We start from the raw sequence: 20437 nt of genomic DNA on the forward strand, positions 1-20437 counted from the left end.
GGATATGTGAGCGGGGGTTGGGAGGAAAGGCGGGATATGTGAGCGAGGGTTGGGTCTTGCGGGTTTTACGTGATCCATGTCATACTCTTTCTCGATACGCATCGACGATGCGTATCGACGCACACCGAAGTACGCATCACCAAGACCCACCGAACCCGGCAAGGAGGCCTGGAACGTGCCCACCAGCAAGGACGTCGCCCAGGCTGCCGGCGTAGCCCAAAGCACCGTCTCGTACGTGCTCAGCGGCAAGCGGCCCATTTCCGAGAAGACCCGGAAAAAGGTCGAGGCCGCCATCGAGCAACTCACTTACCAACCCAACGCCGGCGCCCGCGCCTTGGCAAGCCGCAAGACCCGGGTCATCGGCCTGGTCATTCCGTTCATTCCCGAACTGGAAATGGGATCGATCATGGAGTTCGTCTCGGTCATTGCCAGCACGGCCCGGCAATTCGACCACGACATTCTCCTGGTCACCGACGACGAAGGCGCCGCCGGACTGAGCCGCGTGGTCGGGCAGCAGATTTGCGACGGCCTGATCCTCATGCAGGTTGAGGACGAGGACGAGCGTCTCCCGGTGGCCCGCAGCCTGAACGTCCCGGTGGTGCTGATCGGCATTCCCCGCGATCCGTCCGGGCTGGTCTGCATCGACGCCGACTTCGAAATGGCCGGCGAACACTGCGTCCGGGATCTTGCGGCCGCAGGCCACTCCGTGATTTCCGTTATTGATTGGCAGCCCGCGGTGATGGACCGCCACGTGAACTACGTCGACCGGTTCTTGCACGGCACGGACGTCGCGGCCAAAGCACTGGGCGTGACCGTGCTCCACCTTCCCGGCGGGTCCGACCGCGCCACCATCGCCGAATCGGTGGACAAGGCCCTCGCCGGCACCACAGGAAAGCCCGCATTCATCGCACCCGACCGCACCATCCAAGACATTCTGCGCCGCGACTTGAGCAGCCGCGGTTTGACCCTGGGGCTGGACGTTTCTGTTATCGGAAGCGCCTCCCCCACCCTCGCCGAGCTCCAACCCATACCGCTTTCCACCATCGATCTGCGCCCGGCTGAAGTATCCCGCCGGGCAGTCAAAATCATGTGCCAACTCCTCGACGCCGACTCCCACGGACCACACGAATCCCTGGAGTTGGTACCCACGGTCATCACGCACCGTTCAAGCACCCTCCGTCCGCAGTGAATCGCCACCCCTGATCCACCGCGTCAACGCTTTTCATCGCAGGTCGTTACTCCGTTACCCCGTTCGTTTCAGCATCGTCGATACGCATCGATGATTCGATAATCCACTTCCCATCAACAAACGCACCATTCCCTTCCTCCACCAACAAAGGAACAGACAATGAAGTCAGCTATCAGGACACGCCGCCCGCTCGCCCTGGCCGTGGCCGCTCTCGTCGGCCTCCCGCTCGCCATCTCGGGCTGCGGCACCACTACCTCCGCCTCCTCCACGGATGCCGTGAAGGAAATCTCCGTGATGGACTACTACAACAACGAGCCGGACAAGTCCTTCATCGGCGACGCCCTGACCGCCTGCGGCACCAAGGCAGGCGTCACGATCAAACGAGAGACCGTGCCGGGCAAGTCCTTGATCTCCAAGGTGCTCCAGCAGTCCTCTTCGAAGACGCTTCCGGATGTACTCATGCTCGACAATCCGGACCTGCAACAGATTGCCGCTACCGGAGCGCTGGCTCCACTGTCCGATTTCAACATCAGCACCGCCGATTTCGCGCCCGGGGTCCTGAGTGCAGGCACCTACAAAGACAAGGTGTACGGGCTAGCCCCCACCGTGAACACGATCGCGCTCTTCTACAACAAGGACATTCTGGCCAAGGCCGGAGTCACCCCGCCCACCACGTGGGACGAGCTAAAGACGGCGGCCACCAAGCTCACCTCAGGCGAGCAGTATGGCCTGGCCTTCAACGCCAACCCGACCTACGAGGGCACATGGCAGTTCCTTCCGGTCATGTGGTCCAACGGAGGCGACGAGAAGAACATCGACACCCCGGCGACAGCCCAGGCCCTCCAGCTCTGGACCGACCTCGTCAAGGACGGATCCGTGTCCTCCTCGGCGCTGAACTGGACCCAGGCAGACGTCAAGGACCAGTTCATGGCAGGCAAGGCAGCCATGATGGTCAACGGCCCCTGGCAGATCCCGGCGCTCGACAAGAACACCGCGCTGAAATACGGCGTCGTGAAGATTCCGGTCCGTGACGCCAGCCAGACAGCCGTTGCCCCGCTTGGCGGCGAAGTGTGGACCGTTCCGCAGACAGGCAATAAGGCCCATCAGGCCAAGGCCGCGGAAGTGGTGGCCTGCATGAACAGCGACGAAAACCAGCTGGCCATGGCCAAGGTCCGCAACACTATCCCGTCCAAGACCTCGCTGGCCGCAAAGTTCGCCACCGACAACCCCAAGCTCGCCACCTTCACCGACCTCATCAAGACAGCCCGGGCCCGTACCGGCGAACTCGGAGAAGGATGGCCGGCACAGGCGACCAAGATCTACACCGCAATCCAGACCGCGCTGACGGGCAAGGCCTCCCCCGCCGACGCCCTCAAGCAAGCCCAAGGCCAGTAAGCGGCTGGAGATGTCCCTCACAACTGATTCGTCGCAACCCAGAGCGCAGGCCAAGTCGCAGGCCAACCAGCAGGCCACAGCGCGCGCAAAGTCCGGCTCGGACAACCCCCGCGCCGGGGAGGCAATCCAGTCACCGCGCCGGCGCAGCCGCAAACGCCGCGAGCGCCTCTTCCAGTGGCTGTTCCTGGTCCCTGCCGTGACCTACATGGCGCTGTTCTTCGGCTACCCCGTGGTCAAGAACATCGTCATGAGCTTCCAGGACTACACCACGGCCACGTTCTTCACGGGCGAGGCCCCCTGGGTGGGGTTGGCGAACTACGCGAAGGTGCTGTCGTCGTCGTTGTTTTCAACATCTTTGGTGAATACCGCGCTGTTCACGCTGGGATCCATACTGGGCCAGTTCGTGATCGGGCTGGCGCTGGCGATCTTCTTCCAGCGCAAGTTCCCGCTCAACGGAATCCTGCGTTCGCTGCTCTTGCTCCCCTGGTTGCTGCCGCTCATCGTGTCCAGCGCCGTGTGGAGATGGATCCTGGACAAGGACAGCGGAGCCTTGAACCGCTTCCTCGGAGAGATGCACATCGTGAACACGGGCGTTCCATGGCTCAACAGCACCTCGCTGGCGCTGATCGCCGTGGTGGGGGTGAACATCTGGATCGGCATCCCGTTCAATCTGACCATTCTCTATGGCGGCCTCCAGGAAATACCGGATGAGCTCTACGAGGCCGGCTCCTTGGACGGCGCCACGGGTTGGAAGGCGTTCCGGCACATCACCTGGCCGATGCTGCGTCCGGTGGTGAGCGTGGTCCTGGTGCTCGGCGTCGTCTACACCCTCAAGGTGCTGGACATCATCCTGGGCCTGACCAACGGCGGCCCGGCGAATTCGACCCAGACCATCGCCACCCAGTCCTACGATCTGTCCTTCCACGAGTTCAAATTCGGCGAGGGCGCCGCGCTGGGCAACGTCCTGGTGGTCATTTCGCTGGTCTTCGCGGTCCTGTACTTGCGTGCCAGCCGACGGTCCGTCGATGAGTGAGGAAACCATGACGACGACGAAAATCACCACCCGCCGTTCGGCGCCGGCGAGCGCCCGGAAAGCGAGCGCCCGAAATAGGATCGCCTCCAAAGGCGCCGGACCGGTTCGCTCCGGGACGGGACCCGAGCGCAAAAGGTGGGGCTACACCGTCCTGGCCATCGTCTTCCTGGCCATCATGCTGTTCCCGGTCTACTGGATGGTGAACGCTTCGCTGCAGCCCAACGGCACCACCTTGGAAACCTCGTGGCTGCCGCTCAAGCCGGACTTCACTGGCTACGCCACGGCCATCAGCGAGCAGGGCGGGAACCTGGCCACCAGCCTGCTGATCTCGCTCGGCAGCGTGGTACTCAGCCTGGCCATCGCGGCGCCGGCGGCCTATGCCTTGGCCTATTTCAAGGTCAAGGGCGCTGGCGTGGTGCTCTTCGCGATCCTGATCAGCCAGATGATCCCGGGGATCGTGGTGGCCAACGCGCTGTACACGGCCTACAACGATCTTGGCCTGCTCAATTCCATCCCGGGCCTGATCCTGGCCGACTCCGCGCATGGCATCCCGTTCGCGATCCTCATCATCAGGGCCTTCATGAACGGCATACCGGCGTCGGTCATCGAGGCGGCCCGAGTAGACGGTGCCGGGCATGTGAGGGCGTTTTGGTCCATCGTAGTGCCACTGAGCAGGAACTCGCTCATCACCGCGGGGCTCTTCACTTTCCTGTTCACTTGGAGCGACTTCCTGTTCGCCCTGACTCTGACCACCACGGAGGCCGTGCGGCCCGTGACATTGGGAATATTCCAGTACATCGGCGCCTACGTGAACGACTGGAGCTCCGTCATGGCCACGGCCGTCCTCGCCTCCATCCCGGCCATCATCCTGCTGGTCGCGGCGCAGAAATACATCGCTGCGGGCACGGCCAGTGGAGCGGTCAAGTAGCGGCCGTCAAATAGCCAGATCCCGACGGCGGGTCCCGCCGCGGGTGCCGAGCTCGCCGCCCGCGGCTCCGCACCGCCGTCGGGCACCAAACCACTAACCTTCAAGGAGAAACCATGTCTGAACCAATCCGCGTGACCGTGTGGAGCGAAAACCGGCACGAAAAGCGCGACGAACTGGTTGCCCGCCTCTACCCGGACGGCATGCACGGGGCCGTGAAGGCCGGCATCGAGGAGAACCTCGGCGACAAGGCCAGCGTCCGCACCGCCACCCTCGACGAGCCCGAGCACGGCCTTACCGAGGAAGTCCTCGCCAACACGGACGTCCTCACCTGGTGGGGGCATATGTCCCACGGTGATGTGGACGACGAGATCGTCGAGCGCGTGCACCGCCACGTCCTGTCCGGGATGGGCTTGATCGTCCTGCATTCGGGGCACTGGTCCAAGATCTTCACCAAGCTCATGGGCACCTCATGCACGTTGCGCTGGCGCAGTGAGCAGGACCGCGAACTGGTCTGGACTGTGGACCCCACCCACCCCATCGCTAAGGGCGTGCCGCACCCCATCGTGATCGATCAGCAGGAAATGTACGGCGAGTTCTTCGACATCCCCACTCCGGAGGAGCTCGTGTTCATCAGTTCCTTCAGCGGCGGCGAAGTCTTCCGCTCGGGCTGCACGTTCCGCCGCGGCCACGGCAAGATCTTCTTCTTCAGCCCCGGCGACCAGGACTACCCGGTCTACCACCACAAGGACGTCCGCCGGGTCATCTCCAACGCCGTCGAATGGGCAGTCACCGATCGGCCCGAGCGCGCCCACCCTGAACTGCTGCGCTACGAGACCAACGATTTCTTCAACGGCAAGAGCTGCCAGGGAGCCAACGCATGAGTACCCCTTTCGCCACCCTTCCCGACGACGGCACTCCCCTTCGCGTCGTCGTCGTCGGCGCCGGGGGGATGGGCCGCGCGTGGCTCCGGACGGTGCAGGAGTCCCCGCTCGTGGAGCTCGCGGGCATCGTCGACCTGGACCTGGATGCCGCCCGCGCCGGAGCGGCGGCGATCGGGCGTCCCGATCTGCCGGTGGGCTCCGGGACCGCACAGTTGGCGTCCGACGTCGGCGCCCAAGCGGTCATCAACGTCACCGTTCCGGTAGCCCACCATCCGGTGACCACGGAGGCGCTGGCTGCAGGGCTCCCGGTGCTCGGCGAAAAGCCTGTGGCTTCCACCGTGGCCCAGGGGCTTTCGCTAGCCGCGGCGTCGGAGCTTAGCGGCCAGTTGTTCATGGTCAGCCAGTCGCGCCGGTACAACAGGCATCTTTTCGAGGCCAAACGGCTTTCTGCTTCTCTAGGCAGCGTGGGGATTGTCTCCGCCGAGTTCTTCAAGGCGCCGCATTTCGGCGGATTCCGGGATGCCATGGACCACCCGTTGCTGCTGGACATGGCCATCCATCAGTTCGACACGGCCCGGTTCCTGCTCGACGCGGATCCTGTCTCGGTGTTCTGCGAGGAATACAACCCGTCCTGGAGCTGGTACCGCGGCGATGCAGGGGCCACCGCCATCTTCGAAATGACCGGTGGGGAGCGCTTCGTGTTCACTGGAAGCTGGTGCAGCCCGGGCCAGGAGACCTCCTGGAACGCGGCATGGCGGATCAGCGGCGAACACGGCACGGTCCTGTGGGACGGCGACAGCGAACCTGTGTCCTCGTTGGGCGCTGATTCGGGCCCCGGCTGCGACGATCCCGGGCAGGAGATCGCCGGTTCGCTGCGTGACTTCGTGACTGCCCTGCGCACAGCGAACACTCCCATGGGGCAGGTCCACCAGAACATCATGAGCCTGGCCATGGTGGAAGCGGCCATGCTCAGCGCATCCACCGGCACCCGCATTTCCGTGGACGCGCTGCTCGAGGAATCGTATTCCCAGGCCGTCCTGACGGAACGCGACCCGGACGTACTGGAGGTCCTCAAGTCCTGGACCTCAGTCCGCAGCGCCCTCACCCCTCCAGCCCACCAACCCACCAACCCAACTGACCCCCGCCGTAGCCGACCCAACTAACTCGCAGTTGTTGTCGTTTTGAGCCCTCATAACGACAACAACTGTCAGCCAGTTGGGTTTCCGTAGTCGTGGGCCCGCAGCTCGCGTAGTCTGGCCGCAAGACTGCCGGGCTGGGGTAGCCCGCGCCGCCAAGCGGCACTGCAGATCGACACGAGGGGGATATCAATCATGCAAGCAGCTAATTCGCGACGCCGGTGTGGCCGCCTGGCGGGCGCCGTCGCCGTCGTCGTACTCCTGGCAGGATTCGGCGCGGGACCCGCACAGGCGAATCCGACCACAGCGAAACCGGCCGATGTCTATGTCGCCCTGGGCGATTCCTATGCCGCCGGCACGGGCGGCAGCAGTCCGGCTCCGGGCTCGTTGCCGGGCTGCCATCAGAGCCTGGACAGTTACGCCGCCCTTTTGGGCGGGCTGAACCTGGGCTGCTTCGGTGCTACGTCGCTTGCCGTCAAGGCAGGTCTGGACAAGCTGTCCCCCGCCGATCCTGTCGCGATCGCCCTGGGGTCCGCTACCGAAGTCTCGGTGACTGTTGGTGGCAACGACGTCGGCACGGGAGCCGTGGCGGTGGCGTGCACCAGTGCCGATGCCCTGGCCTGCGCTTCGGCCGTACAGGGCGTGGCGAATGCGCTGCCCGCGCTACCCGCCAACATCGTGGCTATGGTCCAGTCCATCCGGCAGAAGGCACCCCGCGCCCAGATCGTGCTGACCGGGTATCCGCGCTTGTTCACCGTCGGCCCCAAGATGCCTCCCGCGCAGAAAGAGTTGGCCACCACCCTGAATGGAATGGCTGACCAATTGAATGCGACCATCTCCGGCGCCGCCTCCGCCGCAGGGGTGGGCTACGTGAGCGTGACGGAGCGGTTCACGGGGCACGGCATCGGTTCCAACAATCCATGGATCCACTACACCCAGCCATCGCCCTTGGATCCGCCCGAGCTCGCGTTGGAGAACTTCCATCCCAACGACGCTGGCTACTCCCAGGGCTACCGTACCGCCGTGAACAGCGCGCTCAAGAAATAGCTGGCGTCAGCCGCGAACGCGCCGGAGCGCGGTCGTTCGGTGCACGCGCTCAGGACCGCTTCGCGAGCCTGAACTCGAGCCCGGTGCGCACCGCGGGCCACTCGTGTTCGAGGATGGAGAACACCACCGTGTCTCGGAGCACTCCGTCCAAAGTCCGCGAATGGTTCCGGAGGACGCCGTCCTGCTTCGCGCCCAACCGTGCGATGGCCTCGCGGGACTGGTGGTTGAGCCAGTGCGTGCGGAATTCGACGGCTGGGCAGCCAATGGTTTCGAAAGCGTGACGCAAGAGCAACAGTTTGGAATCCGGGTTGCTCCCGCTGCCCTGTGCCGAGGCTGCGTTCCACGTGGAACCGATCTCGACACGCGGAGTGGCACCGTCGATGTTCATGTAGGTGGTCATGCCGATGAGCTTGCCGGTCGCCTTCAACCGGGTCGCGAACGGAAGCATGGATCCTTGCTCCTGCAGCCCGAGCCGGCGGTCGATCTCCGCGGCCATGCCCTCCGGCGTCGGGACCGAGGTATACCAGAGCTTCCACAGCTCGCCGTCTTTCGCGGCATCCACAAGACCGTCGTGGTGCTCGGGGCCAAGGGGCTCCAGGGTTACGAAGCGACCGTCCAGGGTCACGGGTGCAATGTGAGTCACCCAGCCAGCCTAACCGACCCAACTGGCTCGCATTTGTTGTCGTTTTGGCGGCTGTAAACGACAACAACTGCGAGTCAGTTGGGCTGCCGGGGCAATTGCCTGTGGATAACTAAATATGGCGTTCCAGGATTTGCAACGATAGGGCGATGAGGACCCCGCAACCCTTGCCGGCGCTGCTGGCCGGCGCCCCGTTCACCTTTCAAGAAGCGCTCGACGCCGGTGTGAGCCGGCGGCGGTTGCGGCACCGATCGCTCCCCTCGCCAAGCCGGGGCATCAGGATTCCGGACCACGCATTGGTTCCCGGGCAGGCGACGGACGTCGGTTTCATCCGGCCTTTCACCGCGGTGACCGAGTTCTCGGCCGCGTCTCACGCCACAGCCTTCGGTTTGTGGTCGTTCCCGGGGTTCCTGCCAGGCAGCGATGATCCGCGCATCCATATTTCGCGTCCGGACACCATGGCCATTCCTCGACGAACCGGGGTGGTTGGGCATGTGGGGCAGTTCTTCGACGACGAAATCACCAGTCTTGACGGTCTGTTGATCACCACGCGCACCCGAACGTGGCTTGATGTGTCCCGGAAGATGAGTGCGGATGAACTGACGGTTGTGGCCGACCATTTAGTGCGGAACCCCCGGCCGGAGTTCGAAGGCCGGACAGAGCCGTACGCAACATTGGAACAACTGGCCGACATGCTGGACCGGCACAAAGGCACGCCTGGAATCCGCAAGGCCCGTTTGGCACTCGAACAGGCACGGATCGGCTCGGACTCGGCACCCGAAACCCGGCTCCGGCTGGCCCTCGAAAACGCCGGACTGCCCGAACCGCAACTGAACGTGGCCGCCGAGCTAGGCGCCGGCGTCGTACGTCAACCGGACCTGGCCTATCCGGAACACCGGGTGGCGGTCGAATACGACGGCGAGCCGCATTCCGAGCCGGCCCAGATAGTCCGGGACATCGCCCGCGAAGAGGATTTCGCCCGTGCCGGCTGGCACTTGGTGAGGATCTCCAAACGGCACATGGAGAACGACGCACGGTCCGCCGTCGCGAAAGTCCGTGCCGTGCTCCTGGACCGAGGCTGGACACCCAAGTGACGGTTCGCCCCCCCCAAGTAGCTCGCAGTTGTTGCCGTTATGGGGCGTCAAAACGACATCAAATGCGAGTCAGTTGGGTGGCCCGGAAGCGCTAGTCCGCCCAGTCGAAGAAACCCTTGCCGGTCTTGCGGCCCAGCTCGCCGCGGGCAACCTTGTCGCGCAGGATCTGCGGAGGGGCGAAGCGCTCCCCCAGCGTCGAATGCAGGTACTCGGCGATGCCCAGGCGCACGTCCAGGCCCACGATGTCCGTGGTCTTGAGCGGTCCCGTGGGGTGCTTGTAGCCGAGCACCATGGCCGCATCGATGTCCTCCGCGGAGGCCACGCCTTCCTCCACCATGCGCATCGCCTCGAGTGCGATCGCCACGCCCAGCCGCGAGGAGGCAAAGCCTGGCGCGTCATTGACGACGACGGCGGTCTTGCCGAGTGCCTCGGTCCAGCTTTTCGCCGTGGCGGCGAGCTGCGGTGAGGTCTCCTTGGCCAGGACCACTTCGATGAGCGTGGAAGCCGGGACCGGGTTGAAGAAGTGCAGGCCCACGAAATTGCCAGGCCTCCGAAGTTGCGAAGCGAGGCCGGTCACGGAAAGGGACGAGGTGTTGGAGGCCAGGAAGGCGTCAGCGGAGAGGTGCTCCTCCACAGCCTTGAGGGCCGCAACCTTGAGCTCGTAGTCCTCAGGCACGGCTTCGACCACGAGCCCGCAGTGCACGAAGGAGTCGTAGTCGGTTGAGGTGCTGAAGCGGGACAGGGCTTCTTCGGCTGATTCCGTCAGGGTGCCTCGGGCGGCGGACTTGGCCACGGCCTCGGCAACGCGAGCTTGCGCACCGGCGGCGGATTCGTGGTCGCGTTCGACGACGATCACGGTGGCGCCCTTGATCAGGAAGGCGTGGGCGATGCCGGCGCCCATGCGGCCACCGCCGAGGACACCGACAACATGCGGGATAGCGGGCGTTGCTGTCATTTTCAGGTCCTGTCTGGGTTGTCGCTGGACGGGTTGTCGCTGGACGGGTTGTCGCTGGATTGCTTGGCGCTTTTCTTGTCCAGGAACGCCTGCATGCGGTCGAACTTGGCTTGCGATTCGAAAAGCATGCCTTGGGCCAACGTGTCGATCACGGGGTGAGCCTCGGCCGGAGCGTGGAACACGGACTTGGTGATCCGCACGGCCAGGGGGTCCTGCCGGCCGATCCGGTCAGCAAGGTTGTGGGCCGCTTCCATCAGCACGGGAGCTTCATGGATCTGGGTGATCAGATTGATGCGAAGGGCTTCCTCGGCACGGAGGACCGCCCCGGCCAAGAGGATTTCCTTGGCGATGGGCTCCCCCACGAGTTCCTTCAGGCGCCAGGTTGCACCGGCCGCCGCCATGATGCCCAGTCCGGTTTCCGGGTTGCCGATGCGCAGGCTGGGCGTGCCGATGCGGAAGTCCGCGGCGTAGGCGAGTTCGGCTCCGCCACCCAGGCAATAGCCGTCCAGGGCCGCGATGACGGGCATGGGCAGCTTCGCGATCCGCACGAAAATGGTGGAATTGATACCGCGCAGGGCGTCGTCACGGCGACGTTCCCTCAACTGGCCGATATCAGCACCCGACGCAAAGACCCCTTCAACGCCGGCAATGATCAGGATTTTGGGCTCTCGCTCAAGGTACTCGCACACCTGGTGGAGTTCGTCCACCATCTGCTGGTCGATCGCGTTGCGGACCTCCGGCCGGTTCAGCAGCACCGTGACGCGGTCCTCGCGTTCCTCGATGAGCAACGTTCCGAATTCCTCGGGGTTCAACGCCATTACAGGCCTTCCAGGAGAATGGCGGCGCCCTGCCCGACGCCGATGCACATCGTCGCGAGGCCGATCTTACGGTCCGCGGTGCCCAGCTCGCGTTCCATGCGGCCCAGCAAGGTGATCGCGATGCGCGAGCCGCTGGAACCGAGCGGGTGCCCCAACGAGATCGCACCGCCGTCGAGGTTCACGATGTCCGGATCCAGGCCCAAGCGCCGCATGCTCGCGAGCGATTGCGTCGCGAAGGCTTCATTGAGTTCGACGGCGCCAAGGTCGCCGACCGTGAGTCCCGAACGGGCCAGGATTTTCTGGGAAGCCGGAACCGGGCCGATGCCCATGATTTCCGGTTCGCAGCCGGCCGAGCCGCCGTCGATGATGCGGGCGCGCGGCGTGAGGCCGAACTTTTCGATGGCGGCCTCGGACGCAACGATGATGGCGGAGGCGCCGTCGTTGAGCGAGGAGGAGTTGCCCGCCGTGACAACGGATCCGCCGGCAACCACTGGACGGAGCCCGGCGAGGACCTCCATGGTGGTTCCCTCGCGTGGGCCTTCGTCCGTGTCCACCACGGTTTCGCCCTTGCGGGTCTTCACGGTGACCGGAACGATCTCTTCCTTGAAGCGGCCCCCGGCGATGGCAGCAAGCGCGCGTTCGTGGGAGCGGACGGCGAAGGCATCGGCGTCTTCCCGGGAGATGCCGTCCACGCGGGCGACTTCCTCGGCAGTTTCCGGCATGGAATACGTCATCTTGCCGCCGCGGGACAGCTCTCCCTTGGTGAAGAGGGGGTTGGCGAAGCGCCAGCCGATGGACGTGTCGAAGATCTGGCCCGGCTTGGCGAAGGCTGTGGTGGGCTTCTCCTGTACCCATGGGGCCCGGCTCATCGATTCGACGCCGCCCGCCACCACGATGTCCGCAGCACCCGCCTTGATCATGTGGCTGGCCATGATGATGGCGCTCATTCCGGAGGCGCACAGGCGGTTGACCGTGATGCCGGGGATATGGAGGGGCAGTCCCGCCAGAAGGGTGGCCATGCGGGCGACGTTGCGATTTTCCTCGCCGGCGCCGTTGGCGTTGCCCAGGATGACTTCATCGATGGCGTCGGGGTCGACGCCGGCACGGGCCACGGCTTCGCGGACCACGAGGGCTGCCAGGTCATCAGGCCGGACCGCGGAAAGCGCGCCGCCGTAACGGCCTACAGGGGTGCGGGCACCGCCAACAAGAAAAGCCTCGACCATGAGAACATCCTTCGCGAAGGGAGCGGGGTCGGCGAATAATTTACCGACCGTTCGTTCTATAAAGATTACACGGCGCCGCGCGCCGGTCAACCGTCGCCCGGCATACCGTCACCTAGCAGTCAACTGTCACTCAGACCACCCGGATACCCAGGTGTCCGGCCAACAAGGGTGCCAGCAGGCTGAGCTGGTAATCGTCAATGACCACCCCGGACAGGCCGCCGAGTCCATTGATCATCCGGAAGTCCGAGCCCCGCAGGTCCACATCCTTGAGCTTGGCCCCTGAGACATCCAGCGTCCCGATGGTGCAATCCTTCAGCACCATGCGCGTCGCAGTGCAAGACCCGAGGTCGAGCTCGTTGATGATGCAGCCCGTGATCACCACGTCCGTGAGTTTGGATCCACGCAAGTTCAGGAAGTCCAGCTTGCCGCCGTCGATCTTTACCGAATGCCAGGCACCCTCGTACATCTCCGCTGAACCCCACCGCGGGTTGCTGATCTCCACTTCGCGCCACGAGGTGCGTGCGGCCGTGAATACCGGCGCGTAGGGCTCATTCAGGATGCAGTCCCGGAACGTCGCGCCGCGCAGTTGTGCCTCGTTGAAGGAGACCCCGTTGAATTCACACTCGATGAAGTCCGCCCCGCTCAGCTCCGCGCCGTCGGCCACCGCGCGGGTGAGGCGGACGCCGTCGTACCGTTCACCGCGCTGGAAATCCGGGGCGGGATCGTCGCGGAGCTCGTCAAGCCTGATCGGGGAGATGCGGGGCGCCGTCACTTTGGCAGCCGCCGCCATCAGAGCGCCTCCGCTTTCGCCGCGATCTCCGCGAGATCCTTCGCGAGCGCCTTGCGGGTAATGCTCATCCCGAGCTTTCCGAACGCGGCCATCATGACCTTGCTGAAGAACGTCGGCTGGAGGACCTCGGCGCCGAAGAACAACACCAGTTCGGTCCCGCCGTCGCGCTCTTCCAGGGTGAATCGGGTGGTGTAGTCCGCACCGCCCTGCTGGGCTTTGACCGTGGTGCCACGCGGCGGATCGATCTGGGCAACGTGCATTTCCACGGTCTCCTCCCGGCCCATCATGGCGCGGGTTTCCTTCCACCGAGTGCCCTCGCCGTAGGGGCCCTCACTAAGCATTTGAATGGCTTTGACACTGGACAGGGTCTTGGCCGAGCCGGGAATATCCGTGATGACAGCCCAGACTTTCTCGCGGGTGGCATTGACGTGCTGGCTGAGAGTGGTGCTGTGGTCCATGCATCGAGCCTAACGGCGACTGCTGACAAAAACAGCCGACAAAGGCGCTTGCGCCGTCTGGCAGGATTGCACCATGGTGCACATCGACTTGAGCGCGGACAGTGCGGCGGCAGGAGGCTCCCGGACCCTGCGGGGGTACCTTGCCGAGCCCGACGGCGAGGGGCCGTTTCCCGGCGTCGTCCTTATCCATGAAGCCTTCGGGCTCGACGACGTGATGAAGCGGCACGCGGACCGGCTCGCCGCGGCCGGTTACTTGACCCTCGCGGTCGACCTCTATAGCGACGGCGGCGCGAGGCGCTGCCTCGTGGCGACCATGCGTTCCCTGGGCTCGGGCACGGGCCGGGCCTTCACGGATGTGTCCACGGCACGGTCCTGGCTCCGCAACGACGCGCGATGCACCGGGAAAGTGGGAGTCATCGGCTTCTGCATGGGAGGCGCCTTCGCCCTGCTCGCAGCCCATGACGACTTCGACGCCGCCTCCGTGAACTACGGCCAATTGCCACGGAACCTTGAGCAGGCTTTGGAAGGTGCATGCCCGGTGGTGGGCAACTACGGAGGCAAGGACCGGACGTTGCCGGGAGCGGCCGCGAAGTTGGAGGCCGCGCTGACGAGCCTCGGGATCGAACACGACGTCAAGGAATTCCCGACGGCGGGCCACGCCTTCATGAACGACGTCCCGGTAGGGCCGCGGCCACTGCGGCCCTTGATGCGGGTGATGGGCATCAAACCCGATCCGGCCGCCGCTCCGGAAGCTTGGCAGCGGATCGAGGACCACTTCGCGAAGTACCTGAAGGGCTGAACCAACAACGACGGCGGGCGCTCCCTTGAGAAGAGGCGCCCGCCGTCGTTTGGCTACAAAGCGGGAGTCAGCTAAAAAGCTCGCTCTTCGGTTCGTTGTTCTTGACCTTCTGCCAGCCGAGCCACAGCACCAGGGCGAAGAACGGGATGGTGGCCAGGGTCCAGAGGCCCAGGAGGAACACCTCGCCCGTTGCCTTGTCCGTCATGGTGTCCATGCCGATCAGCACGGTGATGGCCAAGAGTGCGATCAGGCCAACCCAACTGGTCCACGGCGAACCCGGCATGGGGAGGCTGGAGACGTTGCCCTTCTTCTTGCGCAGTGCGATCTGGCTGGCGAAGATGGAGCCCCATGTGAAGATGACCCCGATCGAAGCGGTGTTCAGCGCGAGGTCGAAGGCGTGCGAACCACCCAACCAGATGTTGAGCAGGATGCCCACGAGGTACACGGCACCGATTGCCAGGATGGCCGCGTACGGCACGTGGCGGGTGGACATCTTGGTGAGCCACTTGGGGGCATGTCCATTGTTGGCCATGGTGCGGAAGATGCGGCCGATCGAGTACAGGCCCGAGTTGCACGAGGACAGCGCGGCGGTGATGACGATCATGTTCATGACGTCGCCCATCCACGGCAGGCCCATCTGGCCGAACACCGTGACGAACGGGGAGGTGCCCGCGTGGTACTGGTCCGAGGGCAGGAGCATCGCCAGCAGGGTGACGGAACCGACGTAGAAAACCACAATGCGGATCACGACGGCGCGGATCGCCTTGGGAACTTCGCGTTCCGGGTTCTGCATCTCGCCGGCGGTGATGCCGACCAGTTCGATGGCGTTGTAGGCGAAGATCACGGCGTTGAGGACCAGGATCATCACCAGGCCGCCCTTGGGGAACATGCCGCCGTCGGCAGCGAAGAGGTTCCCGACAGATGCGTGGCCGGTGCCGACCTGCGCGTTGGTGACCACCATGAAGGTGCCCACGGCGAGGAAGATCAGGATCGCGGCGACCTTGAGGCAGGAAGCCCAGAATTCGAACTCGCCGAAGGCCTTGACGCTGAACAGGTTCACGGCCACCAGCAGCACCAGCGCGGCGATGGCGGACAGTTCAACGGGAACGTTCGGGAAGAAGAACTGGAAGTACAGGCCGATGGCAATGAGTTCGGCGATGCCCGTCATGGCCCAGTTGATGAAATACATCCAACCGGAGAGGAAGGCGCCCTTTTTGCCGAACATTTCACCGGCGTAGCTGACAAAGGAACCGGAGGTCTGGCGGTACATGATCAGTTCGCCGAGGGCCCGCATCAGCAGGTAGGCGATGACGCCGGCAATGGCGTACGAGAAAATCAAGGCCGGACCGGTGGAGGCGAGGCGTCCGCCCGCGCCCATGAAGAGGCCGACGCCGATCGCGCCACCCATCGCGATCATCGTGACGTGGCGGCGGCTCAGGGTCTTCTGGTAGCCCTCGGCGCTGAGGTTTTCGGAAGTTGTAGCGGTACTGGGCGCAGCCGGGGTTCCCGGCTCACGCTGAAGGTCGGTTGTGGTGTTTTGAGGCACAGCTGTTCCTTGTGGGTTGAGGAGATACCGGCCCTGGCTTCACGCGCATCGGCACAAGCAATTCGAGCTTTCAGCCTGTTGGCAAGTCGAATCAGTGGCGAAAACACGGAAGCGTCGAAGGTAAATCCGGCAAAACCATCTTACCCGGTGATTTCGGCGGAGCGTGACGCGGGCAACAAACAGGGGCGTTACGCTGGACATATGGGCACCATTCCGCCAGCCGGCAGGCTATACCGTTTCACGGGCTTGGACGCTGCGGCTTTCGGACTCTATGTGTCATTGGCGGCTGTCCTCAGCCTCGCCACGGCCCCGGTGACGGCTTTCGTAGAGCACGTCTTCCCCGACCCCGCCACCGCCGTCTTCGCCATCAACCTCGCTTTCTACGCTTCGGTGGGGCTGTTCGCGGTTGCGGCTGCGTGGCGCGTCATAGCCCGGGATCTCCTGATCCTGGCCACCCGTCCGTGGTTCACGCTCGCCATGATTCCGCTGTCCATCGTGGCGATGCTGGTGATCACCGCCATCCTGGTGACAGTTACCGGCTCGGCCAAGGAGTCGCAGAACCAGCTGGGCCTCCAGTCCCTGGTCCTGCAACTGCCGGCCTGGTTCGTGGTGCCCTTGCTGGTGGTGTTGGGACCCTTCGTGGAGGAATACCTGTTCCGGCACCTGCTCATCGGCAAGCTGTCCCGTCGCGTCAATATTTGGCTATGTTGCGCCCTGTCCGTCATGTGTTTCGCAGCCATCCACGTGGTGGGACGTGAGGGCCTGGTGCTTCCGGCCCTGGCCCCGTACCTCGGAATGGGAGTCGTCCTGGTGGCCGTGTACGTCTGGACAGGAAAGAACGTGATGTTCTCCTACTTCGTTCACGCCGCCAAGAACCTGTTGGCCGTCGTACTGATCTACGCGATCCCGCCGCAGCTCCTCGGCGGCTAACCAACCCGGACCGGAACTGTCCGCTTGGCACTTCCCCGGCCACGCGCCGTCGTCGTAGGTTCAGTCCATGGCACTGAACTTTCAGGTAGTGATCGACTGCAAGAATCCTCACGTCCTGGCCGATTGGTGGGCCGAGACGCTCGAGTGGATCGTGGAGCCCCAGGACGAGGCGTTCATCCGGTCCATGGTGGATCAAGGCTTCGCCACGGAGGAAGAGACCACCACCCACAACGGCAAGCTCGTGTGGAAGGACGGCGCGGCCATCGGCCCGGAAGAAGACCAGGACAAGGACACCCGCCGCCGCTTCCTGTTCCAGACCGTTCCGGAGGACAAGACCGTCAAGAACCGTGTCCACTGGGACGTTCGCCTCAACGGACAGGACAAGGACGACGTCCGCGCCGCATTGGAAGCGCGGGGCGCGAAATACCTGTGGACGGCAAAGCAAGGGCCGCACGAATGGCACACCATGGCGGATCCCGAAGGCAACGAGTTCTGCATCAGCTGACTGGATTACTAGACTCTGAGGGTGAGCAACGACTTCCCCGCCAAGGTATCCGACGTCTTTGACCCGTCGCGCTGGCGTACCGTGTCCGGTTTCGACGATTTCCAGGACATGACGTACCACCGGCAGGTCGAGCGGGACGCAGACGGAAAGGTGACGAGGGACCTTCCGACGGTCCGGCTCGCTTTCAACCGCCCGGAGGTCCGCAATGCCTTCCGCCCCGGCACCGTTGACGAGCTCTACCGCGCCATGGACCACGCCCGGATGACTCCGGATGTCGCCACGGTACTCCTCACCGGGAACGGCCCCTCCCCCAAGGACGGCGGCCACTCCTTCTGTTCCGGCGGGGACCAGCGGATCCGCGGCCGCGACGGTTATCGGTACGCCGACGGTGAGACGCAGGAGAGCATCGACCCCGCCAGGGCCGGCCGCCTGCACATCCTGGAAGTCCAGCGGCTCATGCGGACCATGCCCAAGGTGGTCATCGCCGTCGTGAACGGCTGGGCTGCCGGTGGCGGGCACTCACTGCACGTTGTCTCGGACCTCACCATCGCGTCCCGCGAGCACGGCAAGTTCAAGCAGACCGACGCCACCGTGGGAAGTTTCGACGCCGGTTACGGCTCGGCGCTGCTCGCCCGGCAGATCGGGCAGAAAGCCGCCCGCGAGATCTTCTTCCTGGCCCGTGAGTATTCCGCGGAGGACATGGTCCGCATGGGTGCCGTCAACGAGGCTGTGGACCACGAGCGCCTCGAGGAAGTTGCACTTGAGTACGCCGCGGACATCGCGCGCCAGTCCCCGCAAGCCATCCGCATGCTCAAGTTCGCCTTCAACCTCGCCGACGACGGCTTGGCCGGCCAACAGGTCTTCGCCGGGGAGGCCACGCGCCTGGCCTACATGACGGACGAAGCCGTGGAGGGCAAGGAAGCCTTCCTCGAGAAGCGCGATCCGGACTGGTCCAACTTTCCGTACTACTTCTAGGACTCGCCCGTGAACATCGACCCCGTCCTCAAAGCCCTGGCCGCCGCCCTCCACGATGAGGGACCCGCCGTCGAAATCGTAGTCCCGGAGGCCGGCACCCCGGTAGCGGTCGCCGTTGAAACGCCTGGTTTCGAAGATGCCGCAGTAGTGGTCCGCACCTCCGGTTCCACAGGCACGCCCAAGGCCACGGTGCTCACGGTCGACCAGCTCGCAGCTTCTTCCATGGCCACGGCCATCGCGCTCCGCGGCGAGGGACAGTGGCTCCTGGCCCTGCCGCTGCAATACGTTGCCGGCGTCCAGGTTTTGGTCCGCTCGCTCTTCGCCGGCACGCGCCCGTGGGTCATGGACCTCTCGAACGGCTTCACTCCGGAGGCCTTCACCGCCGCCGCCGAAGAGCTGACGGACACGATCCGCTTCACGTCCTTGGTGCCCACCCAGCTGCAGCGGCTCCTCGATTCGCCCTCGCCGCAGACCCTCGCAGTACTTCGCCGTTTCAACGCCATCCTCCTGGGCGGGGCGCCTGCCTCCGCCGCGCTGCTGGACGCCGCCAGGGAGGCTGGACTGAAGGTGGTGACCACCTATGGCTCCGCCGAGACGTGCGGCGGCTGCGTGTACGACGGAAGCCCCATCGACGGGGTCAGGGTCATGCTCGACGACGACGGCCGGGTCCTCCTGGGCGGCGACACCGTGGCATCCGGTTACCTAGGGGCGCCCGAGGCGACTGCCGCGGCGTTCTTCGAGGAGGACGGCACCCGCTGGTACCGCACCAACGATCTCGGCGAGCTCGCCGACGACGGCACGCTCACGGTGCTGGGACGCGCCGACGACATCATCATCACCGGCGGGGTGAAAGCCTCCGCGGCGTTCATCCAGGCGGAGCTTGAAAAGTTCGACGGCGTCACGGCGGCTTTCGTGGCCGGGGTGCCTTCCCGTGAGTGGGGCCAGGCGGTGGCGGCCTATGTCGCCGTCGAGGACAGCTCCCCGGAAGCTGTCGCGGCCTACAAGGCCCGCTGCCAGGAATCGCTGGGGACCCTCGCGCCCAAAACAGTGCTGACCACGGATGGCCTCATCATGCTCCCCAACGGAAAGCCGAACCGGCTGGCGATGATCGAGCTTCTCGCCGAGGTGCATCAGGGAGAATAGACACGTCCTCCCTGACCGTCATTTGCCTTCCCCCAACGCGAAACAACACGAGGTACTGAACGTGGCAACAGCTGCACAATGGATTCAAGGCGCCCGCCTGCGCACCCTGCCGGCCGCGATCGCGCCGGTGCTGATCGGCACAGCGGCCGCCTACGAGCTGCAATCTTTCCGGCTCTTGAATGCCATCCTTGCCGCCCTCGTGGCCCTGCTGCTGCAGATCGGCGTGAACTATGCCAACGACTACTCGGACGGCATCCGTGGCACCGACGAGGACCGCGTGGGTCCGCTCAGGCTGGTCGGTTCCGGCGCTGCACGACCGGACCACGTCAAGTGGGCTGCGTTCGGCGCGTTCGGCCTGGCCATGATTTTCGGCCTGGTCCTGGTGATCATTACGCAGAGCTGGTGGCTGATCCTGGTGGGTATTGGCTGCGTCCTTGCCGCCTGGGGATACACCGGCGGCAAGAACCCGTACGGCTACCTGGGCCTGGGCGACCTGTTCGTGTTTGTCTTCTTCGGCCTGGTGGCAACGCTCGGCACCACCTACACCCAGGCCGGGCAAGTGAGCCTTCCGGCCGTCATCGGCGCCATCGGCACGGGATTGATCGCCTGCGCCTTGCTGATGGCCAACAATGTGCGCGACATCCCGACAGACACGGCCGCGGGCAAACGGACACTGGCCGTGCGTCTGGGCGACCGCCACGCCCGCGAAAGCTACGTCCTGATGCTGGCCGTCGCGATCCTGCTGGTAGTAGTGCTGGCGCCCGCCAAGCCGTGGATGCTGATAGTGCTGCTGCTGATCCCCGCTTGCCTCATGCCGGCATGGCTCATGGTCAACGGCCGGAAGCGCAAGAGCCTCATCCCCGTCCTCAAGCAGACCGGAATGATCAACCTTGGCTACAGCGTGCTGTTCTCGCTGGGCCTCATCCTGAGCCACGGCTTCTAACGCCCGCTC

General features: G+C 64.6%; 21 protein-coding genes. 14 read left to right on the top strand and 7 right to left on the bottom strand.

Annotated features, from left to right (window positions below; genetic code table 11):
- Nucleotides 1-175: 175 nt before the first annotated feature.
- The 7 genes from AC3WJU_RS18225 to AC3WJU_RS18255 all read left to right on the top strand — a co-directional run bounded on the left by AC3WJU_RS18225 (nt 176) and on the right by AC3WJU_RS18255 (nt 7609).
- Entirely contained in the window at nt 176-1189 is a 1014-nt protein-coding gene (locus tag AC3WJU_RS18225; RefSeq protein ID WP_492260524.1) for a LacI family DNA-binding transcriptional regulator, read from the top strand.
- 159 nt (nt 1190-1348) lie between these two features.
- Nucleotides 1349-2584, top strand: coding sequence for a sugar ABC transporter substrate-binding protein (locus AC3WJU_RS18230; protein ID WP_306959157.1), 1236 nt, complete (start codon nt 1349-1351; stop codon nt 2582-2584).
- A gap of 10 nt (nt 2585-2594) precedes the next feature.
- Nucleotides 2595-3617, top strand: a complete 1023-nt coding sequence (locus AC3WJU_RS18235; RefSeq protein WP_492260525.1) for a carbohydrate ABC transporter permease — start codon at nt 2595-2597, stop codon at nt 3615-3617.
- Between the two features lie 175 nt (nt 3618-3792).
- The gene (locus tag AC3WJU_RS18240; protein ID WP_492260540.1) at nt 3793-4545 is read left to right on the top strand and encodes a carbohydrate ABC transporter permease; all 753 of its coding nucleotides are present in this window, start codon (nt 3793-3795) and stop codon (nt 4543-4545) included.
- A gap of 113 nt (nt 4546-4658) precedes the next feature.
- Nucleotides 4659-5426, top strand: coding sequence for a ThuA domain-containing protein (locus tag AC3WJU_RS18245; RefSeq protein WP_492260526.1), 768 nt, complete (start codon nt 4659-4661; stop codon nt 5424-5426).
- Nucleotides 5423-6589: a Gfo/Idh/MocA family protein gene (locus AC3WJU_RS18250; RefSeq protein ID WP_492260527.1), complete on the top strand. Its 1167-nt coding sequence runs from the start codon at nt 5423-5425 to the stop codon at nt 6587-6589. The genes AC3WJU_RS18245 and AC3WJU_RS18250 overlap by 4 nt, the downstream gene beginning before the upstream one ends.
- 168 nt (nt 6590-6757) lie before the next feature.
- A complete protein-coding gene (locus AC3WJU_RS18255; protein WP_492260528.1) occupies nt 6758-7609 on the top strand; it encodes an SGNH/GDSL hydrolase family protein in 852 nt (283 codons plus the stop codon).
- Nucleotides 7610-7658: 49 nt separating this feature from the next.
- Here the strand turns inward: AC3WJU_RS18255 and AC3WJU_RS18260 are convergent, their stop codons facing one another.
- A complete protein-coding gene (locus AC3WJU_RS18260; RefSeq protein ID WP_441433104.1) occupies nt 7659-8252 on the bottom strand; it encodes a GNAT family N-acetyltransferase in 594 nt (197 codons plus the stop codon).
- A gap of 146 nt (nt 8253-8398) precedes the next feature.
- On the opposite strand from AC3WJU_RS18260, the gene AC3WJU_RS18265 reads away from it, so the two are divergent.
- The gene (locus tag AC3WJU_RS18265) at nt 8399-9343 is read left to right on the top strand and encodes an endonuclease domain-containing protein (protein WP_306959171.1); all 945 of its coding nucleotides are present in this window, start codon (nt 8399-8401) and stop codon (nt 9341-9343) included.
- A 91-nt stretch (nt 9344-9434) separates the two neighbouring features.
- Here AC3WJU_RS18265 and AC3WJU_RS18270 read toward each other — a convergent pair whose 3' ends face one another.
- The 5 genes from AC3WJU_RS18270 to AC3WJU_RS18290 form a co-directional block, all read right to left on the bottom strand.
- Nucleotides 9435-10298 (bottom strand): 3-hydroxyacyl-CoA dehydrogenase family protein, encoded by an 864-nt coding sequence (locus tag AC3WJU_RS18270; RefSeq protein WP_307054583.1) that lies wholly within the window; start codon nt 10296-10298, stop codon nt 9435-9437.
- A 2-nt stretch (nt 10299-10300) separates the two neighbouring features.
- Nucleotides 10301-11116 (bottom strand): enoyl-CoA hydratase/isomerase family protein, encoded by an 816-nt coding sequence (locus AC3WJU_RS18275; protein WP_492260529.1) that lies wholly within the window; start codon nt 11114-11116, stop codon nt 10301-10303.
- The gene (locus AC3WJU_RS18280; protein ID WP_492260530.1) at nt 11116-12339 is read right to left on the bottom strand and encodes a thiolase family protein; all 1224 of its coding nucleotides are present in this window, start codon (nt 12337-12339) and stop codon (nt 11116-11118) included. The genes AC3WJU_RS18275 and AC3WJU_RS18280 overlap by 1 nt, the downstream gene beginning before the upstream one ends.
- Nucleotides 12340-12469: 130 nt before the next feature.
- Complete coding sequence (locus AC3WJU_RS18285; protein ID WP_284990070.1) at nt 12470-13129, bottom strand: pentapeptide repeat-containing protein; 660 nt, start codon at nt 13127-13129, stop codon at nt 12470-12472.
- A complete protein-coding gene (locus tag AC3WJU_RS18290) occupies nt 13129-13587 on the bottom strand; it encodes an SRPBCC family protein (RefSeq protein ID WP_492260531.1) in 459 nt (152 codons plus the stop codon). Before AC3WJU_RS18290 ends, AC3WJU_RS18285 begins: the two co-directional genes overlap by 1 nt.
- 73 nt (nt 13588-13660) lie before the next feature.
- On the opposite strand from AC3WJU_RS18290, the gene AC3WJU_RS18295 reads away from it, so the two are divergent.
- The gene (locus tag AC3WJU_RS18295; protein WP_492260532.1) at nt 13661-14386 is read left to right on the top strand and encodes a dienelactone hydrolase family protein; all 726 of its coding nucleotides are present in this window, start codon (nt 13661-13663) and stop codon (nt 14384-14386) included.
- A gap of 67 nt (nt 14387-14453) precedes the next feature.
- Here AC3WJU_RS18295 and AC3WJU_RS18300 read toward each other — a convergent pair whose 3' ends face one another.
- Nucleotides 14454-15932 carry an amino acid permease gene (locus AC3WJU_RS18300; RefSeq protein ID WP_492260533.1) on the bottom strand — a complete coding sequence of 493 codons (1479 nt, stop codon included), beginning with the start codon at nt 15930-15932 and terminating at the stop codon, nt 14454-14456.
- 201 nt (nt 15933-16133) lie between these two features.
- Between AC3WJU_RS18300 and AC3WJU_RS18305 the strand changes: the two genes are divergently transcribed.
- The 5 genes from AC3WJU_RS18305 to AC3WJU_RS18325 all read left to right on the top strand — a co-directional run bounded on the left by AC3WJU_RS18305 (nt 16134) and on the right by AC3WJU_RS18325 (nt 20428).
- Nucleotides 16134-16862 (top strand): CPBP family intramembrane glutamic endopeptidase, encoded by a 729-nt coding sequence (locus AC3WJU_RS18305; RefSeq protein WP_441433108.1) that lies wholly within the window; start codon nt 16134-16136, stop codon nt 16860-16862.
- A 67-nt stretch (nt 16863-16929) separates the two neighbouring features.
- The gene (locus AC3WJU_RS18310) at nt 16930-17367 is read left to right on the top strand and encodes a VOC family protein (protein ID WP_059389530.1); all 438 of its coding nucleotides are present in this window, start codon (nt 16930-16932) and stop codon (nt 17365-17367) included.
- Nucleotides 17368-17388: 21 nt separating this feature from the next.
- A complete protein-coding gene (locus AC3WJU_RS18315; RefSeq protein ID WP_492260534.1) occupies nt 17389-18342 on the top strand; it encodes a 1,4-dihydroxy-2-naphthoyl-CoA synthase in 954 nt (317 codons plus the stop codon).
- Between the two features lie 9 nt (nt 18343-18351).
- Nucleotides 18352-19485 (top strand): AMP-binding protein, encoded by a 1134-nt coding sequence (locus tag AC3WJU_RS18320; protein WP_492260535.1) that lies wholly within the window; start codon nt 18352-18354, stop codon nt 19483-19485.
- 61 nt (nt 19486-19546) lie between these two features.
- On the top strand, nt 19547-20428 hold the full coding sequence (locus AC3WJU_RS18325) for a 1,4-dihydroxy-2-naphthoate polyprenyltransferase (RefSeq protein ID WP_307054572.1): 882 nt from the start codon (nt 19547-19549) through the stop codon (nt 20426-20428).
- Nucleotides 20429-20437 lie beyond the last annotated feature (9 nt).

Source organism: Arthrobacter sp. FW306-1B-F12A (assembly GCF_058781865.1).